This window comes from Caenimonas sedimenti (assembly GCF_007833165.1).
GTDB lineage: Bacteria > Pseudomonadota > Gammaproteobacteria > Burkholderiales > Burkholderiaceae_C > Ramlibacter > Ramlibacter sedimenti.
On the sequence record NZ_VOBQ01000005.1, the window covers coordinates 23,227 to 37,061 of the forward strand.

The 13,835-nt window shown below is 66.2% G+C and carries 10 protein-coding genes; all 10 read right to left on the reverse strand.

Going from position 1 to position 13,835, the window contains the following annotated elements; translation table 11 throughout:
* Positions 1-16: 16 nt before the first annotated feature.
* The 10 genes from typA to FN976_RS07560 all read right to left on the reverse strand — a co-directional run bounded on the left by typA (position 17) and on the right by FN976_RS07560 (position 13,823).
* Positions 17-1,858: a translational GTPase TypA gene (gene typA / locus FN976_RS07515; protein ID WP_145892393.1), complete on the reverse strand. Its 1,842-nt coding sequence runs from the start codon at positions 1,856-1,858 to the stop codon at positions 17-19.
* Complete coding sequence (truB, locus tag FN976_RS07520; protein ID WP_145892394.1) at positions 1,855-2,805, reverse strand: tRNA pseudouridine(55) synthase TruB; 951 nt, start codon at positions 2,803-2,805, stop codon at positions 1,855-1,857. The genes typA and truB overlap by 4 nt, the downstream gene beginning before the upstream one ends.
* 2 nt (positions 2,806-2,807) lie before the next feature.
* Positions 2,808-3,176 carry a 30S ribosome-binding factor RbfA gene (gene rbfA / locus FN976_RS07525; protein WP_145892395.1) on the reverse strand — a complete coding sequence of 123 codons (369 nt, stop codon included), beginning with the start codon at positions 3,174-3,176 and terminating at the stop codon, positions 2,808-2,810.
* Positions 3,177-3,225: 49 nt separating this feature from the next.
* Positions 3,226-6,093 carry a translation initiation factor IF-2 gene (gene infB, locus FN976_RS07530; RefSeq protein ID WP_145892396.1) on the reverse strand — a complete coding sequence of 956 codons (2,868 nt, stop codon included), beginning with the start codon at positions 6,091-6,093 and terminating at the stop codon, positions 3,226-3,228.
* Between the two features lie 20 nt (positions 6,094-6,113).
* The gene (gene nusA / locus FN976_RS07535) at positions 6,114-7,610 is read right to left on the reverse strand and encodes a transcription termination factor NusA (RefSeq protein WP_145892397.1); all 1,497 of its coding nucleotides are present in this window, start codon (positions 7,608-7,610) and stop codon (positions 6,114-6,116) included.
* Positions 7,607-8,200 carry a ribosome maturation factor RimP gene (gene rimP / locus FN976_RS07540; RefSeq protein ID WP_145892398.1) on the reverse strand — a complete coding sequence of 198 codons (594 nt, stop codon included), beginning with the start codon at positions 8,198-8,200 and terminating at the stop codon, positions 7,607-7,609. The genes nusA and rimP overlap by 4 nt, the downstream gene beginning before the upstream one ends.
* A 160-nt stretch (positions 8,201-8,360) precedes the next feature.
* A complete protein-coding gene (locus tag FN976_RS07545) occupies positions 8,361-9,968 on the reverse strand; it encodes an ABC transporter ATP-binding protein (RefSeq protein ID WP_145892399.1) in 1,608 nt (535 codons plus the stop codon).
* Positions 9,965-11,035, reverse strand: a complete 1,071-nt coding sequence (locus tag FN976_RS07550) for an ABC transporter permease (protein WP_145892400.1) — start codon at positions 11,033-11,035, stop codon at positions 9,965-9,967. Before FN976_RS07550 ends, FN976_RS07545 begins: the two co-directional genes overlap by 4 nt.
* Positions 11,001-12,023: a microcin C ABC transporter permease YejB gene (locus tag FN976_RS07555; RefSeq protein WP_145892401.1), complete on the reverse strand. Its 1,023-nt coding sequence runs from the start codon at positions 12,021-12,023 to the stop codon at positions 11,001-11,003. Before FN976_RS07555 ends, FN976_RS07550 begins: the two co-directional genes overlap by 35 nt.
* A complete protein-coding gene (locus FN976_RS07560) occupies positions 12,024-13,823 on the reverse strand; it encodes an extracellular solute-binding protein (RefSeq protein WP_145892402.1) in 1,800 nt (599 codons plus the stop codon).
* Positions 13,824-13,835: the final 12 nt, after the last annotated feature.

The window sequence follows — 13,835 nt, forward strand, 5'->3', positions numbered from 1 at the left end:
CGCGAAGCCCGAAATCTTACGCGGCTTCGCGCAGGGCGCGCTTGCGCTCATGCTCCTTCAGGTACCGCTTGCGCAGGCGGATCGACTTCGGCGTGATCTCCACCAGCTCGTCGTCCTCGATGAATTCCACTGCGTACTCCAGCGTCAGCATGATGGGCGGCGTGATCTTGATCGCGTCCTCCTTGCCGGAGACGCGGAAGTTGGTCAGCTGCTTCATGCGCACCGCGTTCACGACGAGGTCGTTGTCGCGGCTGTGGATGCCCACGATCATGCCTTCGTAGACCGGGTCCCCGGCCTTCACGAACATGCGGCCGCGGTCTTCCAGCTTGCCGAGGGCGTAGGTCACGATCTCGCCATCGTCCATCGAGATCAGCACGCCGTTCTTGCGGTTGGCGATCTCGCCCTTGTACGGCTCGTAGCCGTCGAAGATGTTCGACGCCAGGCCGGTGCCGCGGGTGAGGTTCAGGAATTCGTTCTGGAAGCCGATCAGCCCCCGCGCGGGAATCCGGTATTCCAGGCGCACGCGGCCGCGGCCGTCCGGTTCCATGTTCACCAGGTCGCCCTTGCGCTCGCCCAGTGCCTGCATCACGCCACCCTGGTGGCCCTCCTCCAGGTCCACGGTCAGCAGTTCGATCGGCTCCAGGCGCTGCCCGCCCTCCTCCTTGAAGACCACGCGCGGCTTGGAGACGGCCAGCTCGTAGCCTTCGCGCCGCATGTTCTCCAGCAGGATGGTCAGGTGCAGTTCACCGCGGCCGGAGACTTCGAACACGCCCTCCTCGTCGGTGTCCTTCACGCGCAGCGCCATGTTGGACTGCAGTTCCCGCTCGAGGCGGTCACGGACCTGGCGGCTGGTGATGAACTTGCCTTCGCGGCCGGCGAGGGGCGAGGCGTTGACCTGGAAGTTCATGGTCAGCGTCGGCTCGTCCACCTTCAGCATGGGCAGGGGCTTCGGATTCAGGGGGTCCGTGATCGTCACGCCGAGGGCGATGTCCTCGATGCCGGAGACCAGCACGATGTGGCCCGGGTACGCCTCTTCGCCGGGCTGCAGCTGGTGGCGCTCCAGGCCTTCGAAGGTCATCACGTTGTTGATGCGGCACTTCACCGGCGTGGCGTCCGGGCCGGCCATCATCACGACATCCATCGGGCACTTCAAGGTGCCCTCGTTGATGCGGCCGACGCCGATGCGGCCCAGGTAAGTGGAGTAATCCATGCTGGAAATCTGCAGCTGCAGCGGCGCGGCGACGTCGCCGGCGTGCGCGGGCACGTGCTGCAGCACCGTGTCGAACAGGGGGGCGAGGTCCTCGCCCCATTTCTCGCCGGGCGTGCCTTCCTTCAGGGTGGCCCAGCCGTTCAGCCCGGAGGCGTACACCACGGGGAAATCGAGCTGTTCATCGGTGGCACCCAGCTTGTCGAAGAGGTCGAACGCCGCGTTGATCACGTAGTCGGGGCGCGAGCCGGGCCGGTCAACCTTGTTCACCACCACGATCGGCTTCAGGCCCAGGGCCAGCGCCTTCTTCGTGACGAAGCGGGTCTGCGGCATCGGGCCCTCGACCGCGTCGATCAGCAGCACCACGCCGTCGACCATCGACAGCGCACGCTCCACTTCGCCGCCGAAGTCGGCGTGGCCGGGCGTGTCGACGATGTTGATGTGCGTGCCCTTCCAGCTGACCGCGCAGTTCTTGGCCAGGATGGTGATGCCGCGTTCACGCTCGATGTCGTTGCTGTCCATCACGCGCTCCGTCACCTTCTCGTTTTCGCGGAAGGTGCCGCTCTGGCGCAGCAGCTGGTCCACCAGGGTGGTCTTGCCGTGGTCGACGTGCGCGATGATGGCGATGTTTCGGATCTGTTGGTTGCTCATGATGTGCTCTGCAGGATTTGTTGGATTTCGGTGGGGGCGAGCAGCCGCCCCGGGATCAGTTCGCCGGCCTTGACGTGCGCCGTACCGAGCAAGGCGCGCGGTTCATGGCCATAGACGGCCACGGTTCGTTCGTCCGGCCACTCACCCCGGCGCCGCAGGCCGGAGAGGAAGCGCCCCGCATTTTCGGGGTCGAGCGTGACGGCCGTGTGATCCGGCAGCAGCGCCTGGACCGGGAGCAAGGCTGCGCGACGGGCGTCTTCGCTCATCGCCTCCAGCTGTTCCAGCGTCACGCACTGCGCCACGTCGAACGGACCGGTGGCGAGGCGCCGCAGCGCGATGAGGGAGGCACCACAGCCCAGCGCTTCGCCGATGTCTTCGGCCAGCGTGCGGATGTAGGTGCCCTTGCTGACCTTGGCGACGATGCGCAGCGTGGGCGCGTCCTTGTCGGTGGCCAGCGCCAGGTTCAGCTCGTGGATGTGCACGTCGCGCGCCTCACGCACGACTTCGACACCCGCACGGGCGTATTCGTAGAGGGCCTTGCCATCGCGCTTGAGCGCGCTGTACATGGGCGGCACCTGCTGGAGTGCGCCCAGGAACCGGCCCCGCACCTCGGCCAGCTTGCCGGGGGCGATGCGCGGCACGTCCCTCTCCTCGATCACTTCACCTTCGGCATCGCCGGTGGTGGTGCGGACGCCCAGGCGGGCGACGGCCTCATAGGTCTTGTCGGCGTCGAGGTGGAGTTGGCTGAACTTGGTGGCGGCCCCGAAGCAAAGCGGCAGCACGCCGGTCGCCATGGGATCAAGCGTGCCGGTGTGGCCGGCCTTTTCCGCCCGCAGCAGCCATTTGGCCTTCTGCAGCGCATCGTTGCTGGAGAGACCCAGCGGTTTGTCGAGCAGCAACACCCCATGCACAGGGCGCCGCTGCACCCTGGTGCGTGGCGCGTTCAAGGCTACTCCTCCTTGGAACGGGAAGAGACCGCCTTGGCGATCAGGGCGTTCATGTCGGCCGCGCGCTCGGTGGTGCGGTCGAACTGGAAGTGCAGCGTGGGCACCGTGTGGATGTGCAGCCGCTTGAACAGGCCGTTGCGCAGAAAGCCGGCGGCCTGGCTCAGGGCCTCCTGCGTCTCTTCCGGGTCACCGGTGAGGATGCTGTAGAAGACCTTGGCATGGGCGTAGTCGGGCGTGACTTCCACCGCGTTGATGGTCACCATGCCCACCCGCGGGTCCTTCAGCTCGCGCGCGATCAGCTCCGACAGATCGCGCTGGATCTGGTCGGCGATCTGGAAACCGCGGTTGGGTGAGGAGGACCTTTTCTTCATCAAACACAAGGACGAGGCTCGCGCAGCGAGCCTCGTTTCCTGTTGGGCGTTATAGCGTACGGGCGATCTCTTTCACCTCGAAGAATTCGAGCTGGTCGCCTTCCTTGATGTCGTTGTAGTTCTTCAGCTTGATACCGCACTCGAAGCCTTCCTTGACTTCGCGCACGTCGTCCTTCACGCGCTTGAGCGATTCGAGCTCGCCCGTGTAGATGACGACGTTGTCGCGCAGCAGGCGGAAATGCGCGCTGCGGGTGACCACGCCGGAGGTGACCATGCAACCGGCCACCGTGCCGATCTTGGAGGCCACGAAGACGGTGCGAATCTCGGCGGAGCCGATGACTTCTTCCTTCTTCTCCGGAGCCAGCATCCCGGACATGGCGACCTTCAGCTCGTCCACGGCGTCATAGATGATGCTGTAGTAGCGGATGTCGACGCCATTGCCTTCGGCGGTCTTGCGCGCGCCCGAATCGGCACGCACGTTGAAGCCGATGATCAGCGCCTTGGAGGCGATGGCCAGGTTCACGTCGGACTCGCTGATCGCGCCCACCGCGGCGTACACCATCTGCACCTTGACCTCGTCGGTCGAGAGCTTGAGCAGCGACTGCGCGAGCGCTTCCTGCGAGCCCTGCACGTCGGCCTTGATGATGATCGGCACGGTCTTGACCTCGCCGGCCGTCATGTCGGTGAACATGTTTTCCAGCTTGGCGGCCTGCTGCTTGGCCAGCTTGGTGTTGCGGAACTTGCCGGCACGGTAGGTCGCGATTTCGCGCGCACGGCGCTCGTCGGTCATCACCATGAATTCGTCGCCCGCCTGCGGCACTTCGGTCAGGCCCTGGATCTCCACCGGAATCGAGGGGCCGGCCGATTTGATCGACTTGCCGTTCTCGTCCAGCATGGCGCGCACGCGGCCGAAGGTCTGGCCGGCCAGCACGACGTCGCCCACTTTCAGCGTGCCGGACTGCACCAGCACGGTGGCGACCGGGCCGCGGCCCTTGTCCAGCTGCGCCTCGATGACCAGGCCCTTGGCCAGGGAATCGACGGGCGCCTTCAGTTCGAGCACTTCGGCCTGCAGCAGCACCTGCTCCAGCAGGGCGTCGATGCCCGCGCCCGTCTTGGCGGACACCGGGACGAACGGCGACTCGCCACCGTACTCTTCCGGCACGACCTGCTCGGCCACCAGTTCCTGCTTCACGCGGTCGAGGTTGGCATCCGGCTTGTCGATCTTGTTGATGGCGACCACGATCGGCACACCCGCCGCTTTCGCGTGCTTGATGGCTTCCTTGGTCTGCGGCATCACGCCGTCGTCCGCCGCCACCACCAGGATGACGATGTCGGTCGCCTGCGCGCCGCGCGCCCGCATGGCGGTGAACGCCTCGTGGCCCGGGGTGTCCAGGAACGAGATCATGCCGCGCGGGGTTTCCACGTGATAGGCACCGATGTGCTGGGTGATGCCGCCGGCTTCGCCCGCGGCGACCTTGGCGCGCCGGATGTAATCCAGCAGCGAGGTCTTGCCGTGGTCGACGTGGCCCATCACCGTGACGACCGGTGCGCGCGACACGGATTCGACGTCCTGCTGGGCGGTGTCGTCCTCGGTGAACGCTTCCGGGTCGTCCAGCGCGGCCGTCACCGCCTTGTGGCCCATTTCCTCGACCACGATCATGGCCGTGTCCTGGTCCAGCGACTGGTTGATGGTGACCAGCTGGCCCATCTTCATCAGCGACTTGATGACCTCGGAGGCCTTGATCGCCATCTTGTGGGCGAGCTCGGCGACCGTGATCGTTTCCGGCACGTGCACTTCGAGCACGCGCGCTTCGACCGGTGCGGAGGACTGCGAATCGTCGCGGTGATCCCGGTGGTCCTTGCGGCCACGCGGGCCGCCTCGCCAGGAATTGCGCCCGACGCCGCCGGACGAATCGCCGCGGGTCTTGATTTCCTTCTTCTTGGCCGGATCGTTCGCCCAGCTGGACGACAGCTTGGCGGACTTCACTTCCTTGCCGGCACCCGGGCCCGACGGAGCGGGCGCGGCTCCAGGCGCGCGCACCGGCGTCGCCGGCTTGTGCAGCGTGCCCTTGACGCCCGGCTTCGCGGGTTCCGGCGCCTTGGCGACCGGCTTCTCCGGTGCCTTCGCGACCAGCACCTTCTTGGGCGCGGACATCATGGACCGGATCGCGGCGGCCTCGGCTTCGGCCTTGCGGCGGCGGTCGCCGAGGTCCTGGGCGCGCGCAGCTTCCTCGTCGGCGCGGGCCTTGGATTCGGCGGCAGCCTTGTCGCGGGCTTCCTGCTGCGCCTTGGCCACGGCTTGAGCGGCCTCGTCGGCAGCGGCCTTGGCGGCCGTGACGCCTGCCTGGGCGTTGGCCACGTCGTCGGCCTGCTTGGCGACGTACTGCGCCGCCCGGACGTCTGCGGCCTGCTGTGCTTCTTCGTTGGCGCGCGCGCGGGCTTCCTGCTCTTCGCGCTCGCGGCGCTTGGCGGCCAGCTCTTCCTCCTGGCGGCGGATCAGTTCGGCCTGGCGGCGCGCTTCTTCCTCGCGGCGGACCAGCTCGGCCTGGTCCACCCCAGGGGGGGCGGGCGGCTGGGCGGCTTCGGGCGCTTCCACCACGGTGGTGTCGGAGCCGTCGTCACGCTTGACGAAAGTGCGCTTCTTGCGCACTTCCACCTGGATCGTGCGCGCCTTGCCGCTCGAATCGGCCTGCTTGATCTCGCTGGTGGACTTCTTCACCAGGGTGATCTTCTTGCGTTCGGCCGTGGCGGTGCCGTGGCTGGCCTGGAGGTAGCCCAGCAGCTTCTGCTTGTCCGCATCGGTGAGCGAATCGGTCGGGGCGGACTTGGCCACGCCGGCGCTCTTCAGCTGCTCCAGCAGCTGGTCGGGGGATTTCTTGAGTTCGCTCGCGAACTCGGCGACGGTGGTACTCGACATGTGTTCTCAGTTCCTCCCGCTCATTCCTGGGTCGCCGTGGCACCGGTGAACCAGTGCTCGCGGGCTTTCATGATCAGCGACTTGGCCTCGTCCGTGGACTGGCCGGTGATGTCGGTGAGTTCGTCCAGGGCCAGGTCGGCCAGGTCATCGCGGGTGTGCACGCCGGACTCGGCGAGCTTGGCGATCAGCGTGGGCGTCAGGCCGTCGAGGTCACGCAGGTCCTGCGAGACTTCTTCCACGCTTTCCTCGCGCGCGATATCCATGGTCAGCAAGGCATCCTTGGCGCGGGTGCGCAGTTCGTTGACGGTGTCCTCGTCGAAGCTTTCGATCTCCAGCATCTCTTCGATGGGCACGTATGCCACCTGCTCGAGACCGGTGAAACCCTCGACGATCAGGATGTCGGCGATTTCCTCGTCCACATCCAGCTTTTCCATGAACAGCGCGCGCAGGCCGGATTGCTCCTCGGCCTGCTTCTGGGCCGACTCGTTCGCGTCCATGATGTTGATCTTCCAGCCTGTCAGCTCGCTGGCCAATCGCACGTTCTGGCCGCCGCGGCCGATGGCGATGGCGAGGTTCTCCTCGTCGACCACCACGTCCATGGCATGCTTTTCCTCGTCCACCACGATGGAGGAGACGTTGGCCGGCGCCAGCGCGCCGATCACGAACTGCGCGGGGTCCTCGGACCACAGCACGATGTCGACGCGCTCGCCGGCGAGTTCGTTGGTGACGGCGTTGACGCGCGAGCCACGCACGCCGACGCAGGTGCCGATGGGGTCCACCCGCTTGTCGTGCGACAGCACGGCGATCTTGGCGCGGGAACCGGGGTCGCGGGCGCAGCTCTTGATCTCCAGCAGGCCCTGTTCGATCTCGGGCACTTCCTGGCGGAACAGCTCCATCATGAATTCCGGGGCCGAACGCGACAGGATGATCGGTGCGCCGCGCAGCGTCAGGTCGACTTCCATGATCATGGCGCGCACGCGGTCGCCGTTGCGCAGGTTCTCCTTGGGGATCATCTCGCCGCGGCGCAGGCGCCCTTCGACGCGGCCGCTCTCGACGATGATGTCGCCCTTGTCGAGGCGCTTGACGGTGCCCACGAAGATCTTGTCGCCCCGCGACATGAAGTCGTTCAGCAGCATCTCGCGCTCGGCGTCGCGGATCTTCTGCAGGATGACCTGCTTGGCGGCCATCGCACCGATGCGCCCGATCGGCACCGATTCGACGCCTTCCTCGATGTATTCGCCTTCCTCGACGTCCGCGATGCGGTCCTTCGCGTCCATCAGGAGTTCTTCGGCGTCGGGGTTCTGCAGGCCGGCGTCGTCCGGCACCACCAGCCAGCGGCGGAAGGTCTCGTAGTTGCCGCTGTCGCGGTCCACGGCCACACGGATGTCGACTTCGCCCTGGTAGAGCTTCTTGGTGGCCTGGGCGAGCGCGGCCTCGACCGCGCCGAACACGACGTCGCGTTCCACGTTCTTCTCGCGCGAGATGGCGTCCACCAGCATCAACAGTTCGCGATTCATTTCCCTTGCTCCTGCACCCCGGGGCGCTTGCGCCCCTTGAAATCCACAATCGGTGCCAGCCGTGCTTCCTTCAGCTCGTCCAGCGTAAAACCCAGAACCTGCAGCGGTGCAGGCCCCTTCTTCTTGCTCACCTTCCGGCCCGGGGCGGGCTCGGGCTCATCGCTCCAGACCACCTGCCAGCCGGCCTCGGCCCGCTCCAGCGTGCCGCGGAACTTGCGGCGGTTCGCCGCCACCTGGGCCGCGCCCTCGACCGCATTGGCCGCCTTTGCCGCAGCGCCGATCGGCGCCTTCAGGGTGACGTCGACCACCTCGCCGGCAAACCGCTCGAAATCCCGCTCGCTGCGTAACGGCCGGTCGATGCCCGGCGATGACACTTCCAGCCGCTGGTAGTCGACTTCCTCGACTTCCAGCGTGTACTGCAACTGCCGCGTGACCTTTTCACAGTCTTCGACGTTCACCGTCGCTTCGGACCCCGGCTGCCATGGCAGGTCGATCGTCACCCGCAAGGTGCCCCCGGCGGAGCGTTCGAGCTCCACCAGTTCGTAGCCGAGGCCGGCCACGGTCTGGGCGACGATGTCTTGCAGTGCCACTTGCGCTTGCGCTAATCTTCGGAAGTCTTCGAAATCTTTTCGGAAACCGGTGAACCAAAAAAAACGGGCGGTTGGTAATCCGCCCGTTTGGTCGTCAGGCCGGTATTGTATCGCCTAACGCGTTGATTCGCAACGCGTTCGAGGCAACTTGCCCCTGGCGTCAGGCCGCGGCGGCCACCAGGGTGCGGGTGTAGGCCTCACGCGGCTTTTCCAGCACCTGCTCGACCGTGCCGGACTCCACGACTTGCCCGTCCTTCATGACGAGCACATGGTGCGCCATGGCCCGGATCACGTCGACGTCGTGGGTGATCAGCAGGTAGCTGAGACCCTTCTCACGTTGCAGCCGCTGCAGCAATTTCAAGACCTGCTGCTGGATGGTGACGTCGAGGGCGCTGGTCGGCTCGTCCAGCACCAGCACCTTCGGCCCGACGATCAGGGCCCGGGCGATGGCGAGCCGCTGGCGCTGGCCGCCGGAAAACTCGTGCGGATAGCGCGACAGCAGGCCGGGGAACTGGGCTTCCGCGAGCCCAACGTCCGCCAAGGCCAGGATCACGCGGTCCCGGCGCTGCTCCAGGTTCAGGGTGGGCTCGTGCACCAGCAGGCCTTCGCCGACGATCTCCTCCACGGTCATCCGGGGGGACAGCGAGGAAAATGGGTCCTGGAACACCACCTGGACCAGCCGGCGGATCGCCCGGTTTCCGGCAGCGCCCGGGCCCCACTGCGTGGCCACCACTTCCAGCGCGCCTTGGTGGGGCACGAGCCCCAGCGCCGCCAGCGCCAGCGTGGACTTGCCGGAGCCCGATTCACCGACGATCCCCAGCGTGCCGCCCGCCGGCACGTCGAAATCGGCGCCCCGCACCGCGATGAACTCACCCTTGCGGAACCAGCCGGAGAATCCGGCGATGCGCGTGGAATAGCCGACCCGCAGCGCCCTGGCCTTCATGACGGCGGGGGCGCGGGCCGCCGGGGCGTCGACGTCCCGGGCCGGCCGGCTGTCGATCAGCCGCCGCGTGTAGGGATGCTCCGGCTTCGCGAAGACCTCCTGGACCGGGCCCTGCTCCACAAGGTGCCCGTTCTCCATCACCGCCACCCGGTCGGCAAAGCGGCGCACGAGGTTCAGGTCGTGGGTGATCAGGAGGACCGCCATGCCCGTTTGCCGCTGCAGGTCGGCCAGGAGGTCCAGGATCTGCTGGCGCAGCGTGACGTCGAGGGCGGTCGTTGGCTCATCGGCCAGCAACAGGCGCGGCCGGCATGCGAGGGCCATGGCGATCATGGCCCGCTGCCGCTGGCCGCCGGAAAGCTGGTGGGGATAGTCGTGGGCGCGCCGTGCCGGCTCAGGGATGCCCGTCGCAGCCAGCGCCTCCACGGCACCATCCCAGGCCTGGCGCGCCGAGACCCCCTGCTTGAGCTGGAGGACTTCGGCGATCTGGTTGCCGATCGTGTAGACCGGGTTCAGGGCTGTCATGGGCTCCTGGAAGATCATGGCGATGTCCCGCCCGCGGATGCCCAGCAGCTCCCGCTCCGGCGCCTGCAGCAACTCCACGGCCGCCGGCGTGCCATCGGCCGCCGCCAGCCTGGCTGAGCCCGACAGCTGGGCGTTCTGCACCAGCCGGACCAGGCTGAGCGCGGTCACCGTCTTCCCGGAGCCGGATTCGCCGACCAGCGCGAGCTTTTCACCGGGCTGGATGGAGAAGCTGACCCCATGCACGACTTCCTTGCCGCCGAAGGCGACGCGGAGGTCCCGGACGTCGATCAAGGGCGCGCTCACGCGTCGGCCTTCCGCGGGTCCAGGGCGTCGCGCAGCGCGTCCCCCATGAACGTGAGGAGCAGCAGGGTGATCACCAGCACCGCGAAAGTCGAGAGTGAAATCCACCAGGCGTCGATGTTGTTCTTGCCCTGGCTCAGCAATTCGCCCAGGGAGGGCGTTCCGGGCGGAACACCCAGACCCAGGAAATCCAGGGAGGTCAGCGCCAGGATCGCGCCACTCATGCGGAAAGGCAGGAAGGTGATGACGGGCGTCATGCTGTTGGGGAGGATGTGCTTCCACATGATCCGGCCGTTGCCCACGCCCAGCGCGCGTGCCGCGCGCACATAGTCCATTTGCCGGTTGCGCAGGAACTCGGCGCGGACGTAGCTTGAAAGACCCGTCCAGCCGAACAGCGAGAGCAGGATCAGCAGCAGCGCGACGCTCGGCGAGAAGATGGCGCTGAAGATGATCAGCAGGTACAGCTCAGGCATAGAGTCCCAGATTTCGATGAAGCGCTGGAGCGTGAGATCGACCTTGCCGGCGAAGAAGCCCTGGATGGCGCCGGAGATGACGCCGATGGCCACCCCGGTCATCGTGAGCGCAAGCGCGAACAGCGCACTCAGGCGGAAGCCGTAGATCAGCTGCGCCAGCATGTCGCGGCCCCGGTCGTCGGTGCCCAGCAGGTTGGCGCGCGTCGGCTTCGAGGGATTGGGTTCCTTCGCGAAATAATTCAGCGTCTTCGGCCCATAGGGGTTGGGCGGATAGATCGACCAGTTGCCCTCCTTCGAGATCTGCTGCCGGATGAAGGGGTCCAGGAAATCGGTTTCCGTCTCGAAGTCGCCGCCGAATGTCTTCTCGGGGTAGCTGGTGACCAGGGGGAAGTAGAAATTGCCGTTGTACCGGACCACCCAGGGCTTGTCGTTGGAGATCAGCTCCGCGAACAGGCTCAACACCAGCAGGGTGACGAAGATCACCAGGCTCCAGAAGCCCAGCTTGTTGCGCTTGAAGCGGCGCCAGGCCCGCCGGCCCGGCGAGAGGTGGACCGGCGGAGCCTCAGTCGAACTTGACACGCGGATCCACCCAGACATACATGAGGTCGCTCATCAGCTTCGTCACGAGCCCGATCAACGTAAAGAGATAGAGCGTGCCGAGCACCACCGGATAGTCGCGGCGGATCACGCTTTCGAAACTGAGAAGGCCCAGGCCGTCGAGGGAGAACAGCGTCTCGATCAGGAGCGACCCTGTGAAGAAAGCGCCCAGGAACGCCGCCGGGAACCCGGCGATGATCGGCATCAGCGCGTTGCGGAACACGTGCTTCCAGAGGACGCGCCGCTCATCCAGGCCCTTCGCCCGCGCCGTCAACACGTATTGCTTGCGGATCTCTTCCAGGAACGAATTCTTGGTCAGCATCGTCGTCACCGCGAAGCTGCCCACCACCATCGCCGTGACCGGCAAGGTGATGTGCCACAGGTAGTCCACCACCTTGGCGCCCCAGCTGAGTTCCTCCCAGTTGCTCGACGTGAGGCCGCGCAGCGGGAACCACTGCAGTTGCCCCCCGAAGATGACCAGCAGCGCCACCCCCAACACGAAACCCGGGATGGCATAGCCAACGAGGACGAGCACCGTCGTGACCAGGTCGAAGCGCGTTCCGGCGCGCACGGCCTTGGCGACGCCGAGCGGCACGGCGATCAGGTAGCTGATGAAGAAGGTCCAGAGCCCGAGGCTGATGGAGACCGGCAGCTTCTCGCGGATCAGCTGCCAGACGTCCTTGTTCTGGAAGAAGCTCTTGCCGAGGTCAAAGCGGGCGTATTGCCCCAGCATCTGGACGAATCGTTCGGGCGCGGGCTTGTCGAAGCCGTAAAGGGCCTTGATCTGCTCGACCCGTTTGGGATCCACCCCCTGCCCGCCGCGGTAGCTGAACGTCCCGCCCTCACCGCCCTGCCCCGCCCGGGCCTCGGCCATGTACTGCTCCACCGGTCCTCCAGGCACAAACTGGGTCACGACGAAAGTGATCAGCAGGACGCCGAGCAGCGTCGGCAGCATGAGAAGGAGCCGCTTGAGGATGTACGAGGCCATCTAGTTCGGCGCTCCTTCCTTGGCCCACCACGTATCGATGGCCCAGGCTTCACCCTGCGCGTAGGGCGGCATCGAGGCGGGAATCTGCAGGCGCCAGGCGTTGTACACGATGCGGTGCGTGCCGGCCGTCCATTGCGGGATCAGGATGTGCATGTGGGAGATGGTGCGCTCCAGCGCGCGGCACGCGGGGATGAGTTCCGCCTTGGTCTTGGCGCTGGTCATCCGGGCCAGCATGGCATCGACGGCGGGACTCTTGACACCGGTGAGGTTGCCGGACTCCTCGGTGTCGGCCGCTTTGCTGCCGAACAGGTCGGCGTACTCCTGGCCCGGCGTGTGCGTGCCCTGGTAGGCCAGCGAGGTGATCTCGAACTGGAATTTTTGCAGCCGCTGCTGGTAGAGGGCGAAGTCCGCCTGGCGGAAGTTGAGCCTGATGCCCAGTTTCTCGAGGTTGCGCTGCCATGGCGATAGCGTGCGGACGCCCCCTTCATTGCTATCGAGGTATTCCAGCACGAGCGGCTCGCCCTTCGCATTGCGCAGGACGCCGTCCTTGATTTCCCAGCCGGCCTGCTTCAGCAGGTCGCGCGCGCGCCGCAGGTTGTCGCGCAACGTGGTCGCCCCGTCGGTCCTTGGCGGCTCGTACATCGGGCCGAAGGCGGCATCCGGGATCTTGCCGCGCCAGGGTTCCATCACGGCCAGCTCCTCCGGGCCGGGCAATCCGTTGGCCTGGCAATCGGTGTTCATGAACAGGCCGCGCACGCGCTGGTACGAGTTGTAGAACATCTGCCGGTTCATGTACTCGTAGTCCATGGCGAGCCCGAGCGCTTCGCGCACGCGCGCATCCTTCAGCTTCGGACTTCGCGTGTTCAGCGTGTAGCTCTGGAAGCCCGCCGGCAGCTTGTGCCGGAACTCGCCCTTGACCAGCTCGCCCTTGTCGAATTTCTTGCCATTGACGCGGCGCGCCCAGTCGCCGGCGGAGAAGAAGCGCATCAGGTCGAATTCGCCGGCCTTCAGCGCTTCAAGTCGGGCGGTGTTGTCCTTGTAGATCTTGACGGTGATGCGTTCGAAGTTGGAGCTGCCGCGCCGCACGTTCAGGTCCCGCGCCCAGTAGTTCGGGTCGCGCACATAGGTGATGTCCTTGCCGAAGCGCACCGGACCGATCTTGTAGGCCCCGCTGCCGATGGGCGTGTCCATCACCACCTGGTCGAAAGTCTTGCCGGCCCCCCATTTGCGGCTGAAGATCGGGTAGCCGCCGACGGTGAGCGGCATTTCCCGGTTCAGGCGCTTGAAGCGGAAGCGCACGGTGCGGTCGTCCAGCACGTCCAGGCCGGCCAGGTCCTCCAGTGAGGTCTTGTACGCCGGCGAGGTGTACTTGCCGAGCAGCGTGTCGAAGCTGTGCTTCACGTCCTGGGCCAGCACGGGGTCACCGTTGTGGAAACGCGCCTCCTTGCGCAGGCGGAAGGTCGCCGCGAGACCATCGGGCGACACGGAAACATCCTCGGCCAGCAAGCCGTAGCCCGAGCCCACGTCGTCCTGCGCACCCGACAGCAGGCTGTCGAACAACAGGCCCGAGAGATAGGCCGGCGCGTTGCCCTTGATCGTGAACGGGTTGTACTTGTCGAAGGTGGACACCCGCAGGTTGCTGACGAGCCGCAGTTCGCCGCCCTTCGGCGCCTTCGGATTGACGTAGGCGAAGTGCGCGAAATCGGGGGGGTACTTCAGGTCGCCCCACAGCGCGTAGCCATGGGCCGCCCAGGCCGCCGGGCTCAGCCCGCAGGCCAACAGGAGAAGCAAACCTCGCATGCGACAATTCTG

What these genes read in the sequence shown, in the direction of transcription:
- typA (WP_145892393.1), bottom strand. Translation starts at nt 1,858, where the DNA reads ATGAGCAACCAACAGATCCGAAACATCGCCATCATCGCGCACGTCGAC.
- rbfA (WP_145892395.1), bottom strand. Translation starts at nt 3,176, where the DNA reads ATGAAGAAAAGGTCCTCCTCACCCAACCGCGGTTTCCAGATCGCCGAC.
- infB (WP_145892396.1), bottom strand. Translation starts at nt 6,093, where the DNA reads ATGTCGAGTACCACCGTCGCCGAGTTCGCGAGCGAACTCAAGAAATCC.
- nusA (WP_145892397.1), bottom strand. Translation starts at nt 7,610, where the DNA reads ATGAATCGCGAACTGTTGATGCTGGTGGACGCCATCTCGCGCGAGAAG.
- FN976_RS07550 (WP_145892400.1), bottom strand. Translation starts at nt 11,035, where the DNA reads ATGTCTGGGTGGATCCGCGTGTCAAGTTCGACTGAGGCTCCGCCGGTC.
- FN976_RS07555 (WP_145892401.1), bottom strand. Translation starts at nt 12,023, where the DNA reads ATGGCCTCGTACATCCTCAAGCGGCTCCTTCTCATGCTGCCGACGCTG.
- FN976_RS07560 (WP_145892402.1), bottom strand. Translation starts at nt 13,823, where the DNA reads ATGCGAGGTTTGCTTCTCCTGTTGGCCTGCGGGCTGAGCCCGGCGGCC.